The following is a 23370-nucleotide window of genomic DNA, read 5'->3' on the forward strand; positions in this document are numbered from 1 at the left end:
CTGCCGCGCGCGCCTTTCCCGTGGGCGCGCCGGGCGCGTACCTGGCCCGCCCCGGCTTCTGGCACGGCAACGCCGGCATCGCGGCCGCCTGGTATGGCGCGGCCTGCGCCGTCGCCAGCCACCTGCATGCGCGCGCGCAGCACGCCACCCCCGACCCCGTCCGCCTGGCGCAACTGGGGCAGATCGACTGCGCGCTGCGCGCCGTGGGCGCCCTGCTGCGCGAAGGCGCCGCCGAGATCGACCGGCACCCGCAAAGCGATGCGATGGCCCTGGCCCTGCGCCTGCGCCTGGCGGTGGAAGATGCCGCCACCCTGGTGCTGCACCTGGCCACGCGTGCGCTGGGCGCCGGCCCCCTGTGCCGCGACGCCCGCTTCGCGCGCCTGGCGGCCGACCTGCCCGTGTTCCTGCGCCAAAGCCATGCCGAACGCGACCAGGCCGTGCTGGGCGGCATCGTCGCCGGCGCAGAAGACCATCCCTGGACGCTGTGACAAAAAAAATCGCCGGACCGGATGGACTCCGGGCCGACGATCAGGGCTAGCCTGAAGGCCGACTGATTACCTGAGCGGCATGGCGATCCCGAACATCACCGACTGGGTACGCCCGCTATCGATATTCAGATTGCTGTTGTAGTCCAGCGTGATGGTCATGCCGTTCGACAGCAGCAATTTCACGCCCAGCCCCGCCGTCCAGTTGCCCGTCTGCTGCGGCACCGTGCGGATCACGTACACGGGACCGTCGGCCACCAGGTCCGCATACGCCAGGCGCGCATCATCGGCGCCCTGGAACTGGTGCCGGTACTCAAGCCGCGCGCGCGGGAACCACGTGCCCAGGCCACCGACATAGATGCCCTCGGCCCGCACCCCCAGCGCGCCGATGCGCGAACGCACCGTCTGCTTGAAGTAGCTCAGGGCGTTGATGCCCGCCGCCTTCTCCGTGTACGGATCGAGCTTGGCCGACATCAGTTCCACGCGGCCATACGGCGACCACATCCACGTTTCCTGGCGCATCTCGATGCCGCCCACCAGCGCCCCCGAACACCTGCTTGCCGTCGCGTTCACCGGTGGCAAAGCCGCTGCCATCGCTCAGGTAGCGCGAGGCGTCGTACTGCAGGGTGCCGTAACCGAGCACGCCGTCCAGGAAGACGCCCTTGCTCGGACGCAGGCTGCCATACACGGCCGCCACGGCGCTGTCGGCCGTGCTGCGGCTGCCGTTCTGGCCCACGTCGCTGCGGTCATGGCTGAAACCGGCGCCCACGCCCAGGGTCGCCAGGTCGCTGAGGCGGTAATCGCCGCCCACGCTGACGCCATTCGTGCGGAAGCGGAAGCCCGTCTCGCGGCCATTCACATAATGCTGGCCGAAATCGACCGCGCCGCCGAGCCACAGCGCCAGCGCCTGCTTCTGCGTGTCCGGCTTTTGCGGCATGTCCGGCAAGCCATTCGTGGCCTGGCTGACATCGGCCTGCTGCCGCTCGCTGCTGAAACCGGCGTCAGGCTGGCGTAGGGCCGCCTTGCGCATGAACGGTTTCACCGCCGTGCCGAACACGCGGTCCGCCTCCTGCTCCTGCCAGCGCGCCAGCGCCGCCGTCGGATTGCCGCTGTCGTTCGGCGGCGTCAGGCTCAGGCCAAAGGTCGAGCGTCCCCAGCCGTCGCCATGCAGGCTTTCCAGGCGCTGCGTGAAGTTCGACAGCTGCGCGCTGGCGAAACGCCGCGCAGCATCGGCTTGCGCCGCCTGCAGGCCGATCACTTCCGGATCGAGCGACGGGTCGCGCCGCGCCGTCACGGTGACGTTGACCACGCCCGGCTTCGAGGTGGCATACGCATTGCTCAGGGTGTAGCTGACCACCGCCGCGCCGGCGAACTTGCCCGAAGCCGCAAAGCTCAGCTGGTACGACGGCTTGCCGGCCGTGCCCACGTCGCGCACCACCGCCTTGCCCGCCTCGGCCGGCGCGACGCTCAGGACATTCGCCGCCGTGAACGGGCCGCCCGTGGCACCCGCCGTCAGGTCGACGGTGACCGTCAGGGGGCCACCACCGTGGCGCTCTGGCTGGCCACCTGCGGCATCGGATTGACGCTGATCGTCGACGTCACCGGCGCCGAGGTGCCGAACACGTTCGAGACGGTGTAGCCGATGCTGATGTCGCCGCTGGTGTTGATGCCGGGCGTGTAGACGATGTCCAGGCCATTGACCGCCGCCGTGCCGCTGGCTGGCTGCGTGGTGATGGCCACCGCCGTGAACGGACCGCCGGTGGCGCCTTGCGTCACCTGCAGGGTCACCGGCGTGCCGGCCAGTACCGTCGCCGTCTTGGCCACAGGCACCGGTACCGGCTGCGGCGCCACCGTCACGCTGACCGTGGCGGGCGCGGAGGTGCCGCCCGGACCCGTCGCCGTGTAGCTGAAGCTGTCCGGACCAAAGTAGTTGGCATCCGGCACATACGTCACCTTGAAACTCGCACCGGCGACGGCGCGCGCCATGCGCGCCGAGGCACCGCTCGAGACCACCGTGACGCGCCCGTGCTGCGGCGGCGTGACGTGACGATGGTCACGTCCGTGATCGGGCTGCCATCCGTGGAAGCGATGGTCAGGCTCACTTCCTGGTTGGCCGAGGTGGTCGCCGTTTCATTGGGCACCGGCGGCGGCGCCTGGTTCACCTGCAGCGTCAGCGCCTGCTGCACCGTGAACTGGTGCGCATCCTTCGCTTGCACGGTGAAGCTGAAGCTGCCGAACGCGGTCGGTGTGCCGCTCAGCAAGCCGCTGGCGGCATCGAGCGCCAAGCCGGCAGGCAAGGCGCCGCTGCTGACCGAATACGCATACGGCGCGACACCGCCGGCAGCCGTGAACTGCTGGCTGTAGGCATCGCCGGCACGGATCGCCGCCAGGCTGCCCGGGACCAGGCTCAGGGCCGGTGCCGCAACCGTCATGGTGTAGGCGTTGGTCGCGCTGAACGGCGCGCCCACGCCTGTGCTGCTATCAGTGACCTTGATGCTGAACGGAAAACTGCCAGCCACGTTCGTCGTGCCGGACACACACGCCAGTGGCCGCATTCAGGCTCAGGCCGACGGGCAAGACACCAACCACGGCATAACTATATGGCGCCGTGCCGCCCGCTGCCGTGACGCTGGCGCTGTAAGCCGCTTCCGCCGTCGGATTGGGCAAGCTGGCTGGCGTCAGAGCCAGTGTCGCCGAAGTCACTGGCAAGGTATAGTTTCTTGTTGCCGTGAACTGGCGTGTATCCGTCACTTTTACAGTCAGCGCAAAACTGCCGGCTGCCGTTGGCGTACCGCTCAGCACACCGCTGGCGCTAAGCGCCATGCCGGCTGGTACGCTACCGGAGACCACAAACGCATAGGGTCCAATACCGCCGCTGGCCGTCAGTTGCTGGCTGTAGGCCGTACCAACTGTCGCGCCCGGCAAGCTGGCTGGCGTGATATCCATCGCGGACGTCACCGTCAAGGTATAGCTTTGCGTTGCCTGGGTATTTACGCCAGCCACTGCGGCTTGCGTCGCAGTAATGCTACTGGTACCCAGCGGCCACGGGCGTAATGACGCCAACGCTGCTGACGGTGGCCACGCCCGCATTCGAACTGGAATAGCTGAGGGCACCATAGCTGCCACCCGCGAGGCTGGAAGTCGCCACGTTGGTCAAGCTATTCCCCAATGGAACGGATGCCGCGGCCGGTGTCGCAAACGTGATGACGCCGGTCGGGATATACGTAAATTGATCCGCCGCGCTGCTGGCACTGGTACCGCCAACTGTAGTGACTTTCACGTCCACCACGCCCAAGCTGCCCGATGGACTGATGGCCGTGATCTGCGTAGCACTGTTGACCGTAAAGCTCGTGGCTGCCGTAGCGCCGAATCGCACCGCCGTGGCGCCACCAAAACCCGTGCCGGTGACGACCACGCTAGTACCGCCAGTGATGGCACCGGAAGCAGGCGCAATGCCGGTGACCGCCGGTACCGCCACATAGTTGAACTGGTCCGAGGCGCTGGCAGCACTGGTACCGCCCGTCGTGGTAACCCGCACATCGACCGTGCCTGTACCGCTTGGCGCCGTGGCCGTGATCTGTGTGGCGCTGTTGACCGTAAAGCCGGTGGCTGCCGTGGCGCCGAACGTCACCGCCGTCGCTCCGGTAAAACCGGTGCCGTGAATGGTGACGCTGGTGCCGCCCGTCGTTGGCCCGACCGCAGGCGACAGGCCGCTCACTACCGGCGCACCAACATAGGTGAACTGATCCGCTGCCACCGCCGCGCTGGTGCCGCCAATGGTAGTGATGCGCACATCGACAGTGCCGGAACCGGCTGGCGCCGTCGCCGTGATCTGCGTGACGCTGTTGACCGTAAAGCCAGTGGCTGCCGAGGCGCCGAACATCACCGCCGTCGCGCCGGCAAAGCCGGTGCCGTGAATAGTGACGCTGGTACCGCCAGTGGCAGGACCTGCCGCCGGCGCAATGCCGGTGACCGCCGGTGCCGCGACATACGTAAATTGATCGATGGCGCCGGTGGCGCTGGTACCTCCAGCCGAGGTGACACGCACGTCGACCGTGCCGGAACCGGCGGGGGCCGTCGCCGTGATCTGCGTGGCGCTGTTGACCGTGTAGCCGGTGGCCGCCGTGGCGCCGAAGGTCACCGCCGTCGCGCCGGCAAAACCGGTGCCGTGAATAGTGACGCTGGTACCGCCAGTGGCAGGACCTGCCGCTGGCGCAATGCCGGTGACCGCCGGTGCCGCAACATACGTAAATTGATCGGCGGCGCCGGTGGCGCTGGTGCCGCCCGTCGTGGTGACGCGCACGTCGACCGTGCCGGAACCGGCGGGGGCCGTCGCCGTGATCTGCGTGGCGCTGTTGACCGTGTAGCCGGTGGCCGCCGTGGCGCCGAAGGTCACCGCCGTTGTGCCGCTAAAATTCGAACCGGTGATGATGACGGAAGTACCGCCGCCCGTCGGGCCCGCAGTCGGCGAAATGCTGCTGACCGTTGGCGGCGCCACATACGTAAATTGGTCGGCCGCGCTGGTGGCGCTGGTGCCGCCCGTCGTGGTGACGCGCACGTCCACCGTGCCGGAACCGGCGGGCGCTGTCGCCGTGATCTGCGTGGTGCTGTTGACCGTAAAGCCGGTGGCCGCCGTGGCGCCGAAGGTCACCGCCGTTGTGCCGCCAAAATTCGAACCGGTGATGATGACGGAAGTACCGCCGCCCGTCGGCCCTGCAGTCGGCGAAATGCTGCTGACCGCCGGCGCCGCGACATACGTAAATTGATCGGCCGCGCCGGTGGCGCTGGTACCTCCAGCCGAGGTGACCCGCACGTCGACCGTGCCGGAACCGGCGGGCGCCGTCGCCGTGATCTGCGTGGCACTGTTGACCGTAAAGCCGGTGGCCGCCGTGGCGCCGAAGGTCACCGCCGTTGTACCGCTAAAATTCGAACCGGTGATGATGACGGAAGTACCGCCGCCCGTCGGGCCCGCAGTCGGCGAAATGCTGCTGACCGCCGGCGCCGCCACATACGTAAATTGGTCGGCCGCGCTGGTGGCACTGGTGCCGCCCGTCGTGGTGACGCGCACGTCCACCGTGCCGGTGCCGGCGGGGGCCGTCGCCGTGATCTGCGTGGCACTGTTGACCGTAAAGCCGGTGGCCGCCGTGGCGCCGAAGGTCACCGCCGTTGTGCCGCCAAAATTCGAACCGGTGATGATGACGGAAGTACCGCCGCCCGTCGGCCCCGCAGTCGGCGAAATGCTGCTGACCGTTGGCGCCGCGACATACGTAAATTGATCGGCCGCGCTGGTGGCGCTGGTGCCGCCCGTCGTGGTGACGCGCACGTCCACCGTGCCGGAACCGGTTGGTGCCGTCGCCGTGATCTGCGTGGCACTGTTGACCGTAAAGCCGGTGGCCGCAGTGGCGCCAAAGGTCACTGCCGTTGTGCCGCCAAAATTCGAACCGGTGATGATGATGGAAGTACCGCCGCCCGTCGGCCCCGCAGTCGGCGAAATGCTGCTGACCGCCGGCGCCGCGACATACGTAAATTGGTCGGCCGCGCTGGTGGCGCTGGTGCCGCCCGTCGTGGTGACGCGCACGTCCACCGTGCCGGAACCGGCGGGCGCCGTCGCCGTGATCTGCGTGGCGCTGTTGACCGTAAAGCCGGTGGCCGCCGTGGCGCCGAAGGTCACCGCCGTTGTGCCGCCAAAATTCGAGCCGGTGATGATGACGGAAGTACCGCCGCCCGTCGGCCCTGCAGTCGGCGAAATGCTGCTGACCGCCGGTGCCGCGACATACGTAAATTGGTCGGCGGCGCTGGTGGCGCTGGTGCCGCCCGTCGTAGTGACGCGCACGTCCACCATGCCGGTGCCGGCGGGCGCCGTCGCCGTGATCTGCGTGGCGCCGTCGACCGTGAAACCGCTCGCCGCCGTGGCGCCGAAGGTCACTGCCGTTGTGCCGCTAAAATTCGAACCGGTGATGATGACGGAAGTACCGCCGCCCGTCGGCCCCGCAGTCGGCGAAATGCTGCTGACCGCCGGCGCCGCCACATACGTAAATTGATCGGCCGCGCTGGTGGCGCTGGTGCCGCCCGTCGTGGTGACGCGCACGTCCACCGTGCCGGTGCCGGCGGGGGCCGTCGCCGTGATCTGCGTGGCACTGTTGACCGTGTAGCCGGTGGCCGCCGTGGCGCCGAAGGTCACCGCCGTTGTGCCGCCAAAATTCGAACCGGTGATGATGACGGAAGTACCGCCGCCCGTCGGCCCTGCAGTCGGCGAAATGCTGCTGACCGTTGGCGCCGCGACATACGTAAATTGATCGGCCGCGCTGGTGGCGCTGGTACCGCCCGTCGTGGTGACGCGCACGTCCACCGTGCCGGAACCGGATGGTGCCGTCGCCGTGATCTGCGTGGCACTGTTGACCGTGAAACCGCTCGCCGCCGTGGCGCCGAAGGTCACTGCCGTGGTACCGCCAAAGCCCGTACCCGTGATGGTGACCGTGGTGCCGCCGGCTGCCGGACCGGCAGTCGGCGAAATGCTCGTCACCGTCGGGGACGCCACAAAGGTGTACTGGTCCGCCGCGCTGGTGGCACTGGTGCCTCCAGTGGTGGTGACGCGCACGTCCACCGTACCCGTGCCGCTTGGCGCCGTCGCCGTGATCTGCGTGGCACTGTTGACCGTGAAACCGCTCGCCGCCGTGGCGCCGAAGGTCACTGCCGTGGTACCGCCAAAGCCCGTACCCGTGATGGTGACCGTGGTGCCGCCGGCTGCCGGACCGGCAGTCGGCGAAATGCTCGTCACCGTCGGGGACGCCACAAAGGTGTACTGGTCCGCCGCGCTGGTGGCACTGGTGCCTCCAATGGTGGTGACGCGCACGTCCACCGTACCCGTGCCGCTTGGCGCCGTCGCCGTGATCTGCGTGGCGCTGTTGACCGTAAAGCCGCTCGCCGCCGTGGCGCCGAAGGTCACCGCCGTGGTGCCGCTAAAGCCCGTGCCCGTGATGGTGACCGTGGTGCCGCCGGTTGCCGGACCGGCAGTCGGCGAAATGCTCGTCACCGCCGGGGCCGCCACAAAGGTGTACTGGTCCGCCGCGCTGGTGGCACTCGTGCCGCCAGTCGTGGTGACGCGCACGTCCACCGTGCCGGTGCCGGCGGGCGCCGTCGCCGTGATCTGCGTGGCACTGTTGACCGTAAAGCCGGTGGCCGCCGTGGCGCCGAAGGTCACCGCCGTTGTACCGCTAAAATTCGAACCGGTGATGATGACGGAAGTACCGCCGCCCGTCGGGCCCGCAGTCGGCGAAATGCTGCTGACCGCCGGGGCCGCGACATACGTAAATTGATCGGCGGCACTGGTGGCGCTGGTACCTCCAGCCGAGGTGACGCGCACGTCGACCGTCCCCGCGCCGGCTGGCGCCGTGGCCGTGATCTGCGTGGCGCTATTGACCGTGTAGCCGGTCGCCGCCGTGGCGCCGAAGGTCACCGCCGTCGTGGTGGAAAAGTTCGTGCCACTGATGACGACCGTGGCGCCGCCGCCTGCCGCCCCCGCAGTGGGCGAAATGCTTGTCACCGTCGGCGCTGCCACAAAGGTAAATTGGTCTGCGGCGCTGGTGGCGCTGGTGCCACCCACCGTGGTGATGCGCACATCCACCGTGCCGGAACCGGCTGGCGCCGTAGCCGTGATCTGCGTGGCGCTGTTGACCGTAAAGCCAGTCGCGGCCGTGGCGCCGAAGGTCACGGCTGTAGCGCCGGTAAAGCGCGTGCCGGTGATGGTGACCGTGGTACCGCCAGTGGTGGGACCCGCGGTCGGCGAAATGCTGGTCACAATTGGCGCGCCGACATAGGTAAATTGATCGGCCGCGCTGGTGGTACTACCGCCGCCGGCAGTCGTGACGGTCACGTCCACCGTGCCTGCGCTGCCCGCCGGCGCCGTCGCCGTGATCTGCGTGGCGCTGTTGACCGTAAAGCCGCTGGCATTGGTGGCGCCGAACTTCACTGCCGTCGCGCCCGTCAAATTGGTACCGGTGATAATCACGCTGGTCCCACCACCGGTGGGGCCTGCCGTCGGCGAGATGCCGGTCACGGTCGGCGGCGGGGTGGCGTTGATCACCATGGAGTAGCTTCTGGACGTGTTGTACGGTCCGTTGCCGCCAGTGACATCCGTCGATTTGATCACGAAATTGAAGGTACCCAGGCTACCCGGCGTGCCCGAAACCAGGCCGCTGCTCGACAAGGTCAGGCCCGGCGGCAAGCTGCCCGATTCCACCACGTAAGTGTAGGGCGCGGTGCCATTCGAAGTGGACATCTGCTGGCTGTAGGGCGTCGACAATCCTCCCGCCGACAGGACCGTGGGCGTGATGGACAAGATTGGTATGGCGATCGACACGGAATAGTTCTTGGTGACGGTCAGCGGCGTGCCTGCCGTCGAATCAGTCACCTTGACGCCGAACACATAGGCGCCGGTCGCCGTCACGGTGCCGGAAATTACGCCGCTCGATGACACGGTGATGCCAGGTGGCAAGGTTCCAGTATCCAGCGCGTAGGTATAGGGAGCCACGCCACCGCTCGCCGACATGGCCTGGCTGTACGGCACGCCAATCACGGGTGCCGTCAAACCGGCCGGCGACACGCTAAAGGCTGCCGCGGGAGGCAGGACAGTCACCGTGAAAGTCACGGCCTTGCTGTCCTCGTCCCACAGAACAAAGCTGTCGGACAAGGCCCCGTCGCCATTATTAATATAGGTCGCAATACCGGTACCGTTACCGACGAGGCCGGTAATCATGCCGTGCTGCGCGCCGGGGATATTTTCCGTCAAACCAAATTCGCTACAGGCAGACAAATCAATCACATAGGGGGCTCCTGATGCGACGGTAAAACTTCTCTGATTGGGAATACATTTCGTGCTCGGATCACCCGGATCCGCCTGTGCAGGACCTGCGACGAGTCCCAGCATCACCAGGCACAGCGAAGCGAACCAGTGCACGAAAAGGCCCGAGACTGGCGACCTGTCAGCGGCACGGTTTGGCATTCGTCCCTGGTTCCCAACAAAAAAAGAACGCAGAAAAGCAAATACCGGGCGGGCGACGACACCGTTGCAAATACGCAACATAGTTTCTCCAATACAGAATTTTTCAGACAAAAAAGAACGTGATTTCAGGCCGCCAGCAAGGTCCATTCCGAGCTCTTCTACAGTGCCAACAGATGTTGACGCTTGCCATATGACAACGTATGCTACCCCGAGATTTCAATAAAGTAACTATAACAAAAAGGGTTTTTTAAAACGCAATATTGATTGCAAATGGAAAATATTGCTCATTTGAAATTTAATGACATTCCAACCGTGGGAGAACGATGATGGCTGATGTGTATCTAGGACAAATCATGATGGGCGGTTTCAATTTTGCGCCGCGTGGCTTTGCAGCATGTAACGGGCAATTGCTGCCAGTTGCGCAGAATCAGGCGCTGTTCGCACTGTTGGGCACGTATTACGGCGGCAATGGCAGTACCACCTTTGCCTTGCCTGACTTGCAAGGCAGTACCCCTGTCGGTGCAGGCAGTTCGTTCTGGATGGTTCCTGGCAACCCACGCCCTATCAGATCGGCGCGCGCGTGGGGGTCGAGGCTGTCACCTTGATATCGACCGAGATGCCACAGCACACGCATGCGGCCAATACGGTGACCACGCCCGGCACTTCGAAAAACCCCACGAATACCCTGTTTGGCGGCAGCGGCGCGGAATTCATCTACGGTTCGGCGGGCCCGCAAGTCACCCTCTCCAGCAAGACCCTTGCGTTGACCAGCGGCAACCAGGCGCATAACAATATGCAGCCGTTCTCGGTCATCAACTTCAATATCGCCTTGAGCGGTATCTTCCCGTCGCGCAACTAACGAATCAGCCACCTCTTACGGAGCATAGTCATGACCACACCCTATGTCGGCGAAATTCGCCTGTTTGCCTTTCCCCGCATTCCCAGCGGCTGGTTCGCCTGCGACGGCAGCCTGAAACCGATCGCCAATAATGAAGTGCTGTACACCCTGCTGGGCACCACCTACGGCGGCGACGGCGTCAACACACTTTTGCCGTGCCCGACTTGCGCGGCCAGGTTCCCCTGCATATGGGTACCGGTCCCGGCCTGAGCAACCGGCCCCTGGGGCAACGAAGCGGCAGCGAATCCGTGACCCTGCTTGCCACCCAGCTTCCTTCGCATACGCACCCGTACAATGTGAACAGCACCCTGGCGACGGCGAATGTGCCGGCGGCCAACCTGCTGCTGACTGCCCCGTCGAATAACGACAAGATGTACACGAGCGATCTGACCGGGCTGACCGCCTATGCACTGGCAACCACCGCCACGGGCGCGACAGGCGGCAACCTGCCGCACGCGAACACCATGCCAACCCTGACAGCGTCATTTTGCATCGCATGGGCAGGCATTTTCCCATCGCAGCAATAACAGCCAGCAAGCTAGCTAGCGCAGCCCATAAAATCGATCAGGAGAACCTACCGTGACAACACCATACCTTGGCGAGATACAAGTCTTCGGCTTCAATTTCACACCCTACGGATGGGCCAGCTGCAATGGCGCCACCCTGCAGATCCAGCAACATGCCGCGCTGTTTTCCTTGATCGGCACACAGTATGGCGGCAATGGAACCACCACCTTCCAGCTGCCCAACTTCACGGGACGCGCGCCCTGCAGCCAGGGACAAGCACCCAGCCTGACGCCGCGCGTGATGGGCGAGACCTTCGGCACCAACAGTGTCGCATTGAACGTCACGGAAATCCCGAACCACACCCATCAACTCACTGTGTACCGCCAGCCCACCGCCGCCCTGCAGCACAACACACCGCTCGCTGGCGATGGCTTGATTGCGCTTGGCGGCACGTCCGCATTCGTGCCGGCAACGCCGCCCAATGTCACGCTGGCCCCGGCGGCGATCGGTACCGCTGGCGGCGGCCAGGCGCATGAAAACCGCCAGCCGTTGCTAGCGGTCAATTTCTGCATCTCCCTGCAAGGCGAATTCCCGTCATTTGATTAAGCTTGCTTGATCCAGGCAGACGGCGCCATCGCGGCGCCCGCCTTGCCCTTCTCCCCGTACTGACCTCAGTTAAACACTGCCTGGTACAGAAAGCCGTGGCTGTCACGCGCCACCGGCACCAGAAAGATACCCACCTCGCCCAACGCTTCATGCTGCATCTGGAAGATTTTCTGGTTGAACAGGATGGGCGAGCTATTGTGAAACAACAGGCTGAACGGCTTGCGCATCAAGCCCTCCAGGGTCGCTGACGGCAGCGGGCGCACTTCCTTCAGGACAAAGGCGGCATTCCCGTCAGCGGCCGCAACAAACGTCTCGTTGACGCGCGCGGCAAAATGTTCGAGGGTCAGGACATTCTTCATTCCAGGTATTCCATTCCGTAAGCAGTGTGGTCAAGACGATGCCTGATTCTAATGGAATCATTGCCGCCCTGGCACGGTAATGACATGAAAAACCAGCCGCCACATGCGCCGCGGGGCGGGAGCAGCTTGCTCCAGCCCCGCGGCGTCACTTCCTTGAATTGCAGGCCTACCTGAGCGGCATGGCGATGCCGAACATCACCGACTGGGTACGCCCGCTATCGATGTTCAGATTGCTGTTGTAGTCCAAGGTGAGAGTCATGCCGTTCGACAGCAGCAATTTCACGCCCAGGCCCGCCGTCCAGTTGCCCGTCTGCTGCGGCACCGTGCGGATCACGTACACGGGACCGTCGGCCACCAGGTCCGCATACGCCAGGCGCGCATCATCGGCGCCCTGGAACTGGTGCCGGTACTCGAGCCGCGCGCGCGGGAACCACGTGCCCAGGCCGCCCACATAGATGCCCTCGGCCCGCACCCCCAGCGCGCCGATGCGCGAACGCACCGTCTGCTTGAAGTAGCTCAGGGCGTTGATGCCCGCCGCCTTCTCCGTGTACGGATCGAGCTTGGCCGACATCAGTTCCACCCGGCCATACGGCGACCACATCCACGTTTCCTGGCGCATCTCGATGCCGCCCACCAGCGCCCCGAACACCTGCTTGCCGTCGCGTTCACCGGTGGCGAAACCGCTGCCGTCGCTCAGGTAGCGCGAGGCGTCGTACTGCAGGGTGCCGTAACCGAGCACGCCGTCCAGGAAGACGCCCTTGCTCGGACGCAGGCTGCCATACACGGCCGCCACGGCGCTGTCGGCCGTGCTGCGGCTGCCGTTCTGGCCCACGTCGCTGCGGTCATGGCTGAAACCGGCGCCCACGCCCAGGGTCGCCAGGTCGCTGAGGCGGTAATCGCCGCCCACGCTCACGCCATTCGTGCGGAAGCGGAAGCCCGTCTCGCGGCCATTCACATAATGCTGGCCGAAATCGACCGCGCCGCCGAGCCACAGCGCCAGCGCCTGCTTCTGCGTGTCCGGCTTTTGCGGCATGTCCGGCAAGCCATTCGTGGCCTGGCTGACATCGGCCTGCTGCCGCTCGCTGCTGAAACCGGCGTCAGGCTGGCGTAGGGCCGCCTTGCGCATGAACGGTTTCACCGCCGTGCCGAACACGCGGTCCGCCTCCTGCTCCTGCCAGCGCGCCAGCGCCGCCGTCGGATTGCCGCTGTCGTTCGGCGGCGTCAGGCTCAGGCCAAAGGTCGAGCGTCCCCAGCCGTCGCCATGCAGGCTTTCCAGGCGCTGCGTGAAGTTCGACAGCTGCGCGCTGGCGAAACGCCGCGCAGCATCGGCTTGCGCCGCCTGCAGGCCGATCACTTCCGGATCGAGCGACGGGTCGCGCCGCGCCGTCACGGTGACGTTGACCACGCCCGGCTTCGAGGTGGCATACGCATTGCTCAGGGTGTAGCTGACCACCGCCGCGCCGGCGAACTTGCCCGAAGCCGCAAAGCTCAGCTGGTACGACGGCTTGCCGGCCGTGCCCACGTCGCGCACCACCGCCTTGCCCGCCTCGGCCGGCGCGACGCTCAGGACATTCGCCGCCGTGAACGGGCCACCCGTGGCACCCGCCGTCAGGTCGACGGTGACCGTCAGGCCGGCCACCACCGTGGCGCTCTGGCTGGCCACCTGCGGCATCGGATTGACGCTGATCGTCGACGTCACCGGCGCCGAGGTGCCGAACACGTTCGAGACGGTGTAGCCGATACCGATGTCGCCGCTGGTGTTGATGCCGGGCGTGTAGACGATGTCCAGGCCATTGACCGCCGCCGTGCCGCTGGCCGGCTGCGTGGTGATGGCCACCGCCGTGAACGGACCGCCGGTGGCGCCTTGCGTCACCTGCAGCGTCACCGGCGTGCCGGCCAGTACCGTCGCCGTCTTGGCCACAGGCACCGGTACCGGCTGCGGCGCCACCACCAGGCTGAAGGTGGCCGGCGCCGATACGCCGCCGGCGCCGGTCAGCGTATAGCTGAAGCTGTCCGGACCAAAGTAGTCCTTGTTCGGCGTGTAGGTGACGATGAAGCGGGTAACAGCCGGAGCCGCGGCGGCGACCCCGCGTGCCAGACCTGCCATGCGCGCCGACGAAACGATATCGACCCGCCCATGGCTCGGCGGCGTGACGATGGTCACTGCCGTGATGGGACTGCCGTCGGCCGCATCGATGGTCAGGCTCACCTCCTGATTGGCCGAAGTCGCCCCCGACTCATTGACCACGGGCGGCGGCGCCTGGTTCACCTGCAGCGTCAACGCTTGCTGCACGCTGAACAGGTGCGCGTCCGCCGCGCGTATCGTGAAAGTGAAGCTGCCGAACGCGGTCGGTGTACCGCTCAGCAGGCCGCTGGCGGCATCGAGCACCAGGCCGGCAGGCAAGGCGCCACTGCTGACCGAATACGCATACGGCGCGACGCCGCCGGCAGCCGTGAACTGCTGGCTGTAGGCATCGCCGGCACGGATCGCCGCCAGGCTGCCCGGGACCAGGCTCAGGGCAGGCGCCGCAACCGTCATGGTGTAGGCGTTGGTCGCGCTGAACGGCGCGCCCACGCCCGTGCTGCTGTCGCTGGCGCGCAGGCTGAAAGTAAAGCTGCCGGCCACATTCGTCGTACCGGATAGCACGCCGGTAGCCGCATTCAGGCTCAATCCAGCAGGCAGGCTGCCGCTGGCCACGCTGTAAGTGTACGGCGCCGTACCGCCCGCGGCCGTCAGTGTCGCAGAGTAGGCCGCTTCCGCCGTCGGATTGGCCAGCGAGAGGCCGGCGTCAGGCTGACCGTGGCCGAGGAAACGACCAGGGTATAGCTGCGCGCGCCGGTAAACAGGTGCGCATCGGCCGCCTGCACAGTGAGCGTGAAACTGCCGCCCGCCGTCGGCGTCCCGCTCAGCAAGCCGCTGCTGTTCAGGGTGAGGCCGGCAGGCAGGCTGCCGCTCGACACTGTATAGGCATAGGGAGCAACACCGCCGCTGGCCGTCAGTTGCTGGCTGTACGCGGTGGCGACACTTGCCGCCGGCAAGCTTGCCGGCGTCACCACGATCGTCGGTGCACCGACGCTCACGGTATAGCTGTTGGTCGCGCTGAACGGCGCGCCCACGCCCGTGCTGCTGTCGCTGGCGCGCAGGCTGAAGGTGAAACTGCCCGCCACATTCGTCGTGCCCGACAGCACGCCCGTGGCCGCATTCAGGCTCAAGCCGGCAGGCAGGCTGCCGCTGGCCACGCTGTAGGTGTACGGCGCCGTGCCGCCCGCTGCCGCCAGGGTTGCCGTGTAGGCCGCTTCCGCCGTTGGATTCGGCAGGGTCGCCGGTGTCAGCGTCACAGTCGGGATGCCCACCGCCACTGTCACGGTCGCTGGCGCCGACGTGCCGCTGGCGTTGGTGACCGTATAGGTGAAACTGTCGGTGCCAGCATAACCGGCCGTGGGCGTGTAGCTGATGCTCGTGCCGCTGGCCGTCGCCGTGCCATGCGCGGCTGCGGACGCCACCGCCACCGACGTTGCCGCACCGCCGCTCAGGTTCAGGGCGATAGCATTGGCGCTGCTGCCATAGGCCACCGTGGCGCTGGCGTTGCCGGCAACGGGCGGCGCCACGGCCACCGTGCTGGAATAGGCACGCGAGCCCGTGAAAGGAGCGCCCGTGCCGGTGCTACTGTCGGTGGCCGTGACGGTGAAGTTATACGCGCCTGCCGCCGTCGGCGTGCCGGACAGGGTGCCGTCCGGCGCCAGGCTCAGGCCCGTGGGCAGGCTGCCGCCGGTGATGGCATAGCTGTACGTGGAAGTCCCGCCACTGGCGACAATATTCTGGCTATAGGCGACGCCGGCCGTCATCGCCGGCATGACCGTCGGCGTGACGCTGATCATCGGTGCAGACACCGTCAGCGTGTAGGCCCGCGCGCCCACGTACGGGCCATTGCCCGTCGAGCTGTCCGTGGCGCGCAAGGTGAAGTTGAAGGTGCCAGCGGCCGTCGGCGTGCCCGACAACACGCCGGTGGCCGCATTCAGGCTCAGCCCGGCCGGCAAGGCGCCAGCGCTGACCGCATACGCGTACGGCGCCTGGCCGTTCGCGGCAGTCACCGTCTGGCTGTAGGCCGTGCCGACAGCGGCTGCAGGCACGGCACTTGGCGCAACCGTGATGGTGGGTACGCCAACCGTGAGCGTCACGGTGGCCGGTGCCGAGGTGCCGACGCCGTTCGTCGCCGTGTAGGTAAAACTGTCGGGACCGCCATAGCCTGGCGTCGGCGTGTAGGTGATGCTGGTGCCGCTGGCCGTCGCCGTGCCGTGCAAGGCGCCGGACGACACCGCCACCGACGTTGCCACTCCGCCGCTCAGGTTCAGGGTGATCGGGTTGCTGCTGCTGCCGTAAGCTACCGTGGCGCTGACGGGGCCGGCAATGGGAGCGCCGGCCGCCACCGTGGCGGAATAGGCGCGCGAACCCGTGTACGGACCGCTGCCGGTGCTGCTGTCGGTGGCGGTGATCGTGAAGTTATACGGTCCCTCTGCCGTTGGGGTGCCGGACAAGGTGCCGTCCGGCGCCAGGTTCAGGCCAGTGGGCAGGCTGCCGCCGGTGATGGCATAGCTGTACGGCCCTGTGCCGTTCGCCGCAGTGATGCCCTGGCTGTAGGCCACGCCGGCCGTCATCGCCGGCATCGTCGTCGGCGAGATAGTAACCGTCGGCGCCGTTACCGTCAGCGAGTAGGCCCGCGCTCCCGCGTACGGACCATCGCCCGTTGAACTGTCCGTGGCGCGCACGGTAAAGTTGAAGACGCCGCCCGCCGTGGGCGTGCCCGACAACACGCCGGTGGCCGTATTCAGACTGAGCCCGGCCGGCAAGGCGCCAGCGCTGACCGCATACGCGTACGGCGCCTGGCCGTTCGCGGCAGTCACCGTCTGGCTGTAGGCCGTGCCGACAGCGGCTGCAGGCACGGTACTTGGCGCAACCGTGATGGTGGGCCCGCTGACCGTGAGCGTCACGGTGGCCGGCGCCGAGGTGCCCACGCCGTTGCTGGCCGTGTAGGTAAAGCTGTCCGGTCCGCCATAACCTGCCGTCGGCGTGTAGCTGATGCTGGTGCCGCTGGCCGTCGCCGTGCCGTGCAAGGCGCCGGACGACACCGCCACCGACGTTGCCACTCCGCCGCTCAGGTTCAAGGTGATCGGGTTGCTGCTGCTGCCGTAGGCCACCGTGGCGCTGACGGCGCCGGCAATGGGAGCGCCGGCCGCCACCGTGGCGGAATAGGCGCGCGAACCCGTGTAAGGAGCTCCCGTGCCGGCACTGCTGTCAGTGGCGGTGACGGTAAAGCTGTACGGCCCCGCTGCCGTCGGCGTGCCGGACAGGGTGCCGTCCGGCGCCAGGCTCAGGCCTGTCGGCAGGCTGCCGCCGGTGATGGCATAGCTGTAGGCGGCCGTGCCGCCGCTGGCGGTGATGTTCTGGCTGTAGGCGACGCCAGCCGTCATCGCAGGCAAGACCGATGGCGCCACCGTGATCGTCGGCCCGGCAACCGTCAGCGAGTAGGCGCGCGCTCCCGCGTACGGGCCATCGCCCGTTGAACTGTCCGTGGCGCGCACGGTAAAGTTGAAGACGCCGCCCGCCGTCGGCGTGCCCGACAGCACACCGGTGGCGGCATTCAGGCTCAGCCCGGCCGGCAAGGCGCCGGCGCTGATCGCATAGGCGTACGGCGCCTGGCCGTTCGCGGCAGTCACCGTCTGGCTGTAGGCCGTGCCGACAGTGGCTGCAGGCACGCTACTTGGCGCAACCGTGATGCTGGGCGCATTGACCGTGATCGTCACGGTGGCCGGCGCCGAGGTGCCGACGCCGTTGCTGGCCGTGTAGGTAAAGCTGTCCGGCCCGCCATAGCCTGCCGTCGGCGTGTAGGTGATGCTGGTGCCGCTGGCCGTCGCCGTGCCGTGCAAGGCGCCGGACGACACCGCCACAGACGTCGCCACGCCGCCGCTCAGGTTCAGGGTGATCGGGTTGGCGCTGCTGCCATAAGCTACCGTGGCGCTGACGGCGCCGGCAATGGGAGCGCCGGCCGCCACGGTGACGGAATATGCGCGCGAACCCGTGTACGGACCGCTGCCGGTGCTGCTGTCGGTGGCGGTGATCGTGAAGTTATACGGCCCCTCTGCCGTTGGGGTGCCGGACAAGGTGCCGTCCGGCGCCAGGCTCATGCCCGTCGGCACGGTGCCGGCAGTGATTGCATAGCTGTAAGGTCCTGTGCCGTTCGCCGCAGTGATGCCCTGGCTGTAGGCGACGCCGGCCGTCATCGCAGGCAAGACCGATGGCGCCACCGTGATCGTCGGCCCGGCAACCGTCAGCGAGTAGGCGCGCGCACCGGAATACGGGCCGCTGCCCGCCGAACTGTCCGTGGCGCGCAAGGTAAAGTTGAAGACGCCGCCGGCCGTCGGCGTGCCCGACAGCACACCGCCGCTGGACAGGCTCAGGCCCGCAGGCAAGGCGCCGGCGCTGACCACATACGCGTACGGCGCCATGCCGTTCGCTGCCGTCACGTTCCTGCTGTAGGCCGTCCCCACGGCGGCGGCAGGCAAGGTGGAGGGCGCAACCGTGATGGTGGGTCCGCTGACCGTGAGCGTCACGGTGGCCGGCGCCGAAGTGCCCACGCCGTTGCTGGCCGTGTAGGTAAAGCTGTCCGGCCCGCCATAACCTGCCGTCGGCGTGTAGGTGATGCTGGTGCCGCTGGCCGTCGCCGTGCCGTGCGAGGCGCCGGACGACACCGCCACGGACGTCGCCGCGCCGCCGCTCAGGTTCAGGGTGATCGGGTTGGCGCTACTGCCGTAGGCTACCGTGACGCTGACGGCGCCGGCAACGGGTGCGCCGGCCGCCACCGTGACGGAGTACGCGCGCGAACCCGTGTAGGGGCCGCTGCCGCTGCTGCTGTCGGTGGCCGTGACGGTAAAGTTGAAGGGTCCCGCTGCCGTCGGCGTGCCGGACAGGGTGCCGTCCGGCGCCAGGCTCAGGCCCGTGGGTACGCTGCCGCCGGTGATGGCATAGCTATACGTGGCCGTACCGTTCGCGGCGGTGATGCCCTGGCTGTAGGCGACACCGGCCGTCATGGCCGGCATCACCGTAGGTGCCACCGTGATCGTTGGCGCATTGACCGTCAGCGTGTACGTACGCGTGCCATTGGCGGCCAGCGAGTCCGTGGCGCGCACGGTGAAATTGAAGGTGCCGCCGGCCGTCGGCGTGCCCGTCAGGCTGCCTGCGCCGGACAGGCTCATGCCTGCAGGCAGGCTGCCAGCCGTGATCGCGTAAGTGTACGGTGCAGTGCCGCCCGTCGCGCTCAGGGTCGTCGTCGCGTAAGCCTGGGCCACCGTGCCATTCGGCACGGTGGCAGGCGACAGCGCGATGGCGGAAGTGATCGTGACGTTGTAGACGATGGGCTGCCCCACATCGTCCCTGATGGTAAACGTGTCCGATGTCGCGCTGAGATTGGTATTCCGGTAGCGCACGGCATTCGTGACATTCGAATCTTCCAGCGTGCCATGCTGCGGCGGCACCAGGGTGCCCGTCAGGCCAAACTGAGAACAGGGCGAATTGAGATAACTCTCGTAATACTCATCTCCCGCCACCACAGTGATGGCGCGCGGGCTCGGGCAGACACTGGCGGCGGAAGCTTGAAGGGAAAACAGGGAGAGCAAGGGAAACAGCAGGGCCGCCGCCAGCCGCATCAGCCAGGGTGAGCGCCAGGACAGAATACCCGGGGTAGTTCCCCCGCCGGCAATGGACACATCAATGCCACGGACAGGCGCAGGCAGCCATCCAAATTTCGTGAAATTTAGAAACATTTGTCTTCCCTCGATACATTTATCTTGGCGCTGGGCCTTGTACGGATAACGGTCACGGCAAACCTGCACGCCGATGACAACGACCGTCAACAGGACTGAAGATGGCTTTCCAGCATGATTGAACCTTGCTTTAAGTCAATCTATGCTACTACGACTTACAAATAAAGCAACTATAAAATATTATCAAATAGGGAAGTTTTTAATGAAAATCAACTATTGTCAAAATAATGTATCTATTTGACAACGGATGTAAAAAGGAACGCCGCATGTAGGGCTGTATTGAGCAACTTGCCGTGAGCCGTGCTGGCGTGGCAGCACGCTATTTTCCTAGGAAACATGGGGGTTTCCGGCCTTTTCCCCGGCGCGACACAGTCGGCATTCCGACAGAAAGCCGGCTTTGCATGATGACATTTCGGCGGCGCGTGCCTGCCGCCATATTGGCAGCGGTTGCATCGAACTGGCGTGGCGCGCCCGGCAATCAGTGGTACGAACGCCACGCCGGAGACTGTCACCTTGCAAGCCACCCACCGAGAATTTCTTGCCAGTGGGCAGCATGGCCTGCCCGGCAGCTTGCCCGGCAGGCCCCGCCTCGTGCTGACAGCGTTACTGCATCGCCTGCGTCAACCCCGGCGCAAACTCGGCGCCATGCTTGATCTGCGCGGTGGAGGCCTTCAAGGTGGCGCCGATGGGCTCGGCGCGGCCGGCCAGGCATTGCCCCAGGAAGTTTTCCGTCACGGCATTGAAGGCGATGTTGTTGACGGGCCGCGCAAAGCCATGGCCCTCATCGGGGAACAGCACATACGTGACGGGGATATTCTTCGCCGCCATGGCTGCCACGATCTGGTCCGATTCAGCCACGTTGACGCGCGGGTCGTTCGCGCCCTGGCCGATCAGCAGGGGACGCTGGATATTCTGCGCGAAGTTCAGCGGCGAGCGCTCCTTGAGCAGCGCCCTGCCCTCTTCCGTGGTCGGGTCGCCCATGCGCTTGTAGAACTGCTGCTTGCCCGCTTCCCAATACGGCGGGATGGTTTGCAGCAAGGTAAACAGGTTCGACGGGCCGACGATATCGACGCCGCAGGCAAACGTGGTCGGCGTGAACGCCATGCCGGCCAGGGTGGCGTAGCCGCCATACGAGCCGCCCATGATGGCCACCTTGTCGGCCGTGGTCACGCCGCTCTTGACGGCCCATTGCACCGCGTCGAGCAGATCGTCATGCATCTTGCGGCCCCACTGCAGGTCGCCGGCCGAGATGAACTGCTTGCCGAAACCCGTCGACCCACGGTAATTCACCGACAGCACGGCATAGCCGCGGTTGGCCAACCACTGGTGGTAGCTGTTGTAGCCATAGGTGTCGCGCGCCCACGGGCCGCCGTGCACCAGCAGCACCATCGGCACGGCTTGCGTGGCCTTGCCGCCGGCGCCCGCCTTCGATGCATGCGGCAGGGTCAGGTAAGACACCAGGGTCAGGCCGTCGCGCGCCTTGATTTCCTGCGGATACATGGGCACCAGCGGCGCACCTTCCAGCTCGGGCCGCGTGACGTACAGCTGCGTCAGTTTTTTGCTCTTGCGCTCATACAGCCAGCTCGATGCGGGTGCCGTGACGGTGTCGACGCCCACCAGCCACTTGTCGTCGGCATCCGTGCGCGACGTTACGTTGAACTGGCCCTGGGTATTCTTCTTCAGGAAAGCCAGGTCGGCCTTCAGGTCGTCCGTCAGCGGCAAATATTCCTGCTGCAGATAATTGACCGTATAGGCTTGCACGCGGCCCGTGCGCGTATCGTACAACGCGTCCGAAATGTCGGCGCGCGCATCTTGCGCCACCACCGTCGTCTTGCCGCTGGCCACATCCTGCGCCAGCAGCGCCGAGGTATTGCGGCCGCGCGAATCGGTCCAGTACAGGGTCTTGCCATCGACGGTGAAGGCCAGCGGCGCCGTCGTCTGCGAGTCTTCCAGGGCGACCTCGGCCAGCGGCGTGCTCTCGGCCTTGCCGTCCGTCAGGCGGAAATACTGCATGCCGCCATCGGCGCGCGCCTTGCTGGCGATGCGCAAATTGAGCAATTCATCGGCGACATAGCCGCCATAGCCATCGTTCTGCTGCACCAGGGTCAGCTTGCCGCTGGCCAGCTCCAGGCTGTACACATCGTGCCAGCGCGCATCGCGGTTATTGATGCCGACGAGGATACGGTCCTTGACCTTGCTGCTGATCTGGACGATCCGCACGCGCGTCTTCTCGAACGGCGTGTAATTGACCTGCTTGCCGCTTGCCACGTTCACGCCGTACAGCAGGAAATTCTCGTCGCCGCCCTTGTCCTGGATAAACAGCACGGTTGTCGAATCGGGCGACCAGAAGCTGCCGCGGATAGGTCGCACCTTCTCTTCCGTCAGCGGGCGCGCCTGCGTCAGGTCGCTGGCCGGCGCCACCCACACATTGAGCACGCCATCGCGCGGCGCGATCCACGACAGCCACTTGCCGTCCGGGCTGATCCGCCCGCCGGACTTGCTCGGATTACCGAAGATCTTCGCCCGCTCGATCAGCGGCGTTTCCTTGACAGGGGCTTGGGCATGCGCCGGCAGTGCGCCGGCGAACAACAGGACAGGCAGGACATAGCGAATCATGGACACCTCGTGGTTGATAAATGAAGGGAAACATCACACGTGCATGTGCCAGCAAATCATAGGCCAAAGCCGGGTTGCCATGTTGACTACAGCGATGGAAGACGAAAATCGGGGGACAGGATGGTGGAAAAAGGGGATGGAATGCACGGCGAATGATGCATGCCGTCATGGCGATGGCCGGCACAAAAGAAAAAGGCCACTCCGAAGAGTGGCCTAAGTCCTTGAATCTAATGGTCGGGGCGAGAAGATTCGAACTTCCGACCCCATGCACCCCATGCATGTACGCTACCAGGCTGCGCTACGCCCCGACGAGGTGGGAATTATAGCAGAGGCTTTTAGGTTTTTGCCATGCTTTGCGCTTGATTCATATCGAACTGCGCAAAGTTTTTTTCAATCCCCCGCAAAACGCTTACTCACTCAGCAGCAGCGCCGTCAGGATGATGCGGAAGCCGGCGATCAGCGGCTCGACCTTCACGTCCGGATTGTGAATGAAGCGCACGGGCAAGCCCTGGTACATGGCGACCAGGGCATCGAGGCGCCCTTGCAGCATTTCCTCATCGGCCGGCAAGCCCCGCTTGATGCGCGCGTCGCGGATGATGGAGAGAAACAACTGGCGCGAGCGCTGGTCCGAGCATTGCAGCATGTCGGCGATCACCGGATTGCGCGACGCTTCGGCAAAGATTTCCAGCGGCATCATCCATGTTTTCGGGTCCAGCGCTTCGAGCACATGCTCGCCCGCATTGTCGATCACGGCCTGCAGCGGGTCTTCGCGCTGCGCCAGGTCCTGCATCAAATTGGAGACCCGCTCCGTATTCTGCATGACGAAGGCGGCGATGATCGCATCCTTGCTGTCAAAATAATTATAGATGTGGCCCGCGCTCATGCCGGCCGCTTTCGAGATCTCGGCCATGCTGGCGCCGTGGAAACCGCGGCGGCTGAAGCAGCTTTCGGCCGCATCGAGCACCTGCTTGCGCCGCGTATTGGCGCGCTCGGGATCCGGATGCTTCTTTTCAACTTGGTTCATGACTTTTCCAGTAGCGCGCCGGCCCTGCCCCTGCGGACAAGGGCAAGGCCGGCGTC

16 protein-coding genes, 1 tRNA gene and 1 pseudogene are annotated in these 23370 nt (G+C 65.9%); 6 read left to right on the forward strand and 12 right to left on the reverse strand.

Annotated features, from left to right (window positions below):
* Window positions 1–20 precede the first annotated feature (20 nt).
* Complete coding sequence (locus tag ACQVLG_RS29875; protein WP_474292158.1) at window positions 21–488, forward strand: hypothetical protein; 468 nt, start codon at window positions 21–23, stop codon at window positions 486–488.
* Between the two features lie 66 nt (window positions 489–554).
* Here ACQVLG_RS29875 and ACQVLG_RS29880 read toward each other — a convergent pair whose 3' ends face one another.
* The 6 genes and pseudogenes from ACQVLG_RS29880 to ACQVLG_RS29905 form a co-directional block, all read right to left on the reverse strand.
* Window positions 555–1079, reverse strand: a complete 525-nt coding sequence (locus ACQVLG_RS29880) for an autotransporter domain-containing protein (protein WP_474292159.1) — start codon at window positions 1077–1079, stop codon at window positions 555–557.
* Window positions 1015–1515, reverse strand: a pseudogene (locus tag ACQVLG_RS29885) (autotransporter outer membrane beta-barrel domain-containing protein); the annotation flags it as partial. The pseudogene ACQVLG_RS29885 and the gene ACQVLG_RS29880, both read right to left, overlap by 65 nt.
* Window positions 1516–2015: 500 nt before the next feature.
* On the reverse strand, window positions 2016–2471 hold the full coding sequence (locus ACQVLG_RS29890) for an Ig-like domain-containing protein (RefSeq protein ID WP_474292161.1): 456 nt from the start codon (window positions 2469–2471) through the stop codon (window positions 2016–2018).
* Window positions 2435–3004: an Ig domain-containing protein gene (locus ACQVLG_RS29895; protein WP_474292162.1), complete on the reverse strand. Its 570-nt coding sequence runs from the start codon at window positions 3002–3004 to the stop codon at window positions 2435–2437. The genes ACQVLG_RS29890 and ACQVLG_RS29895 overlap by 37 nt, the downstream gene beginning before the upstream one ends.
* Window positions 2967–3488: an Ig domain-containing protein gene (locus tag ACQVLG_RS29900; protein WP_474292163.1), complete on the reverse strand. Its 522-nt coding sequence runs from the start codon at window positions 3486–3488 to the stop codon at window positions 2967–2969. Before ACQVLG_RS29900 ends, ACQVLG_RS29895 begins: the two co-directional genes overlap by 38 nt.
* A 22-nt stretch (window positions 3489–3510) precedes the next feature.
* Window positions 3511–9273, reverse strand: a complete 5763-nt coding sequence (locus ACQVLG_RS29905; RefSeq protein WP_474292165.1) for a beta strand repeat-containing protein — start codon at window positions 9271–9273, stop codon at window positions 3511–3513.
* Between the two features lie 536 nt (window positions 9274–9809).
* Between ACQVLG_RS29905 and ACQVLG_RS29910 the strand changes: the two genes are divergently transcribed.
* The 5 genes from ACQVLG_RS29910 to ACQVLG_RS29930 are packed head-to-tail and all read left to right on the forward strand — an operon-like array spanning window position 9810 to window position 11497.
* Window positions 9810–10091, forward strand: a complete 282-nt coding sequence (locus ACQVLG_RS29910) for a phage tail protein (RefSeq protein ID WP_474292166.1) — start codon at window positions 9810–9812, stop codon at window positions 10089–10091.
* An 11-nt stretch (window positions 10092–10102) separates the two neighbouring features.
* The gene (locus ACQVLG_RS29915; RefSeq protein ID WP_474292168.1) at window positions 10103–10345 is read left to right on the forward strand and encodes a phage tail protein; all 243 of its coding nucleotides are present in this window, start codon (window positions 10103–10105) and stop codon (window positions 10343–10345) included.
* A 30-nt stretch (window positions 10346–10375) separates the two neighbouring features.
* Window positions 10376–10594 (forward strand): phage tail protein, encoded by a 219-nt coding sequence (locus ACQVLG_RS29920; RefSeq protein ID WP_474292170.1) that lies wholly within the window; start codon window positions 10376–10378, stop codon window positions 10592–10594.
* A 38-nt stretch (window positions 10595–10632) separates the two neighbouring features.
* Window positions 10633–10911 (forward strand): phage tail protein, encoded by a 279-nt coding sequence (locus ACQVLG_RS29925; protein WP_474292171.1) that lies wholly within the window; start codon window positions 10633–10635, stop codon window positions 10909–10911.
* Window positions 10912–10963: 52 nt separating this feature from the next.
* Entirely contained in the window at window positions 10964–11497 is a 534-nt protein-coding gene (locus ACQVLG_RS29930; protein WP_230542480.1) for a phage tail protein, read from the forward strand.
* A gap of 65 nt (window positions 11498–11562) precedes the next feature.
* On the opposite strand, the gene ACQVLG_RS29935 is transcribed toward ACQVLG_RS29930, so the two are convergent.
* From ACQVLG_RS29935 to ACQVLG_RS29960, 6 genes are all read right to left on the reverse strand, one after another.
* Window positions 11563–11856, reverse strand: a complete 294-nt coding sequence (locus ACQVLG_RS29935; protein ID WP_474292172.1) for a DUF6916 family protein — start codon at window positions 11854–11856, stop codon at window positions 11563–11565.
* A 166-nt stretch (window positions 11857–12022) separates the two neighbouring features.
* Complete coding sequence (locus ACQVLG_RS29940; RefSeq protein ID WP_474295847.1) at window positions 12023–14632, reverse strand: autotransporter domain-containing protein; 2610 nt, start codon at window positions 14630–14632, stop codon at window positions 12023–12025.
* A complete protein-coding gene (locus ACQVLG_RS29945) occupies window positions 14590–19617 on the reverse strand; it encodes a beta strand repeat-containing protein (protein ID WP_474292173.1) in 5028 nt (1675 codons plus the stop codon). The genes ACQVLG_RS29940 and ACQVLG_RS29945 overlap by 43 nt, the downstream gene beginning before the upstream one ends.
* Window positions 19618–20277: 660 nt before the next feature.
* Window positions 20278–22290 (reverse strand): S9 family peptidase, encoded by a 2013-nt coding sequence (locus ACQVLG_RS29950; protein ID WP_474292175.1) that lies wholly within the window; start codon window positions 22288–22290, stop codon window positions 20278–20280.
* A 231-nt stretch (window positions 22291–22521) separates the two neighbouring features.
* Window positions 22522–22598, reverse strand: a tRNA-Pro gene (locus ACQVLG_RS29955).
* A 101-nt stretch (window positions 22599–22699) separates the two neighbouring features.
* Window positions 22700–23314, reverse strand: coding sequence for a TetR/AcrR family transcriptional regulator (locus ACQVLG_RS29960; RefSeq protein WP_474292176.1), 615 nt, complete (start codon window positions 23312–23314; stop codon window positions 22700–22702).
* Window positions 23315–23370: the final 56 nt, after the last annotated feature.

Source organism: Janthinobacterium sp. TPC_1 (genome assembly GCF_056037845.1).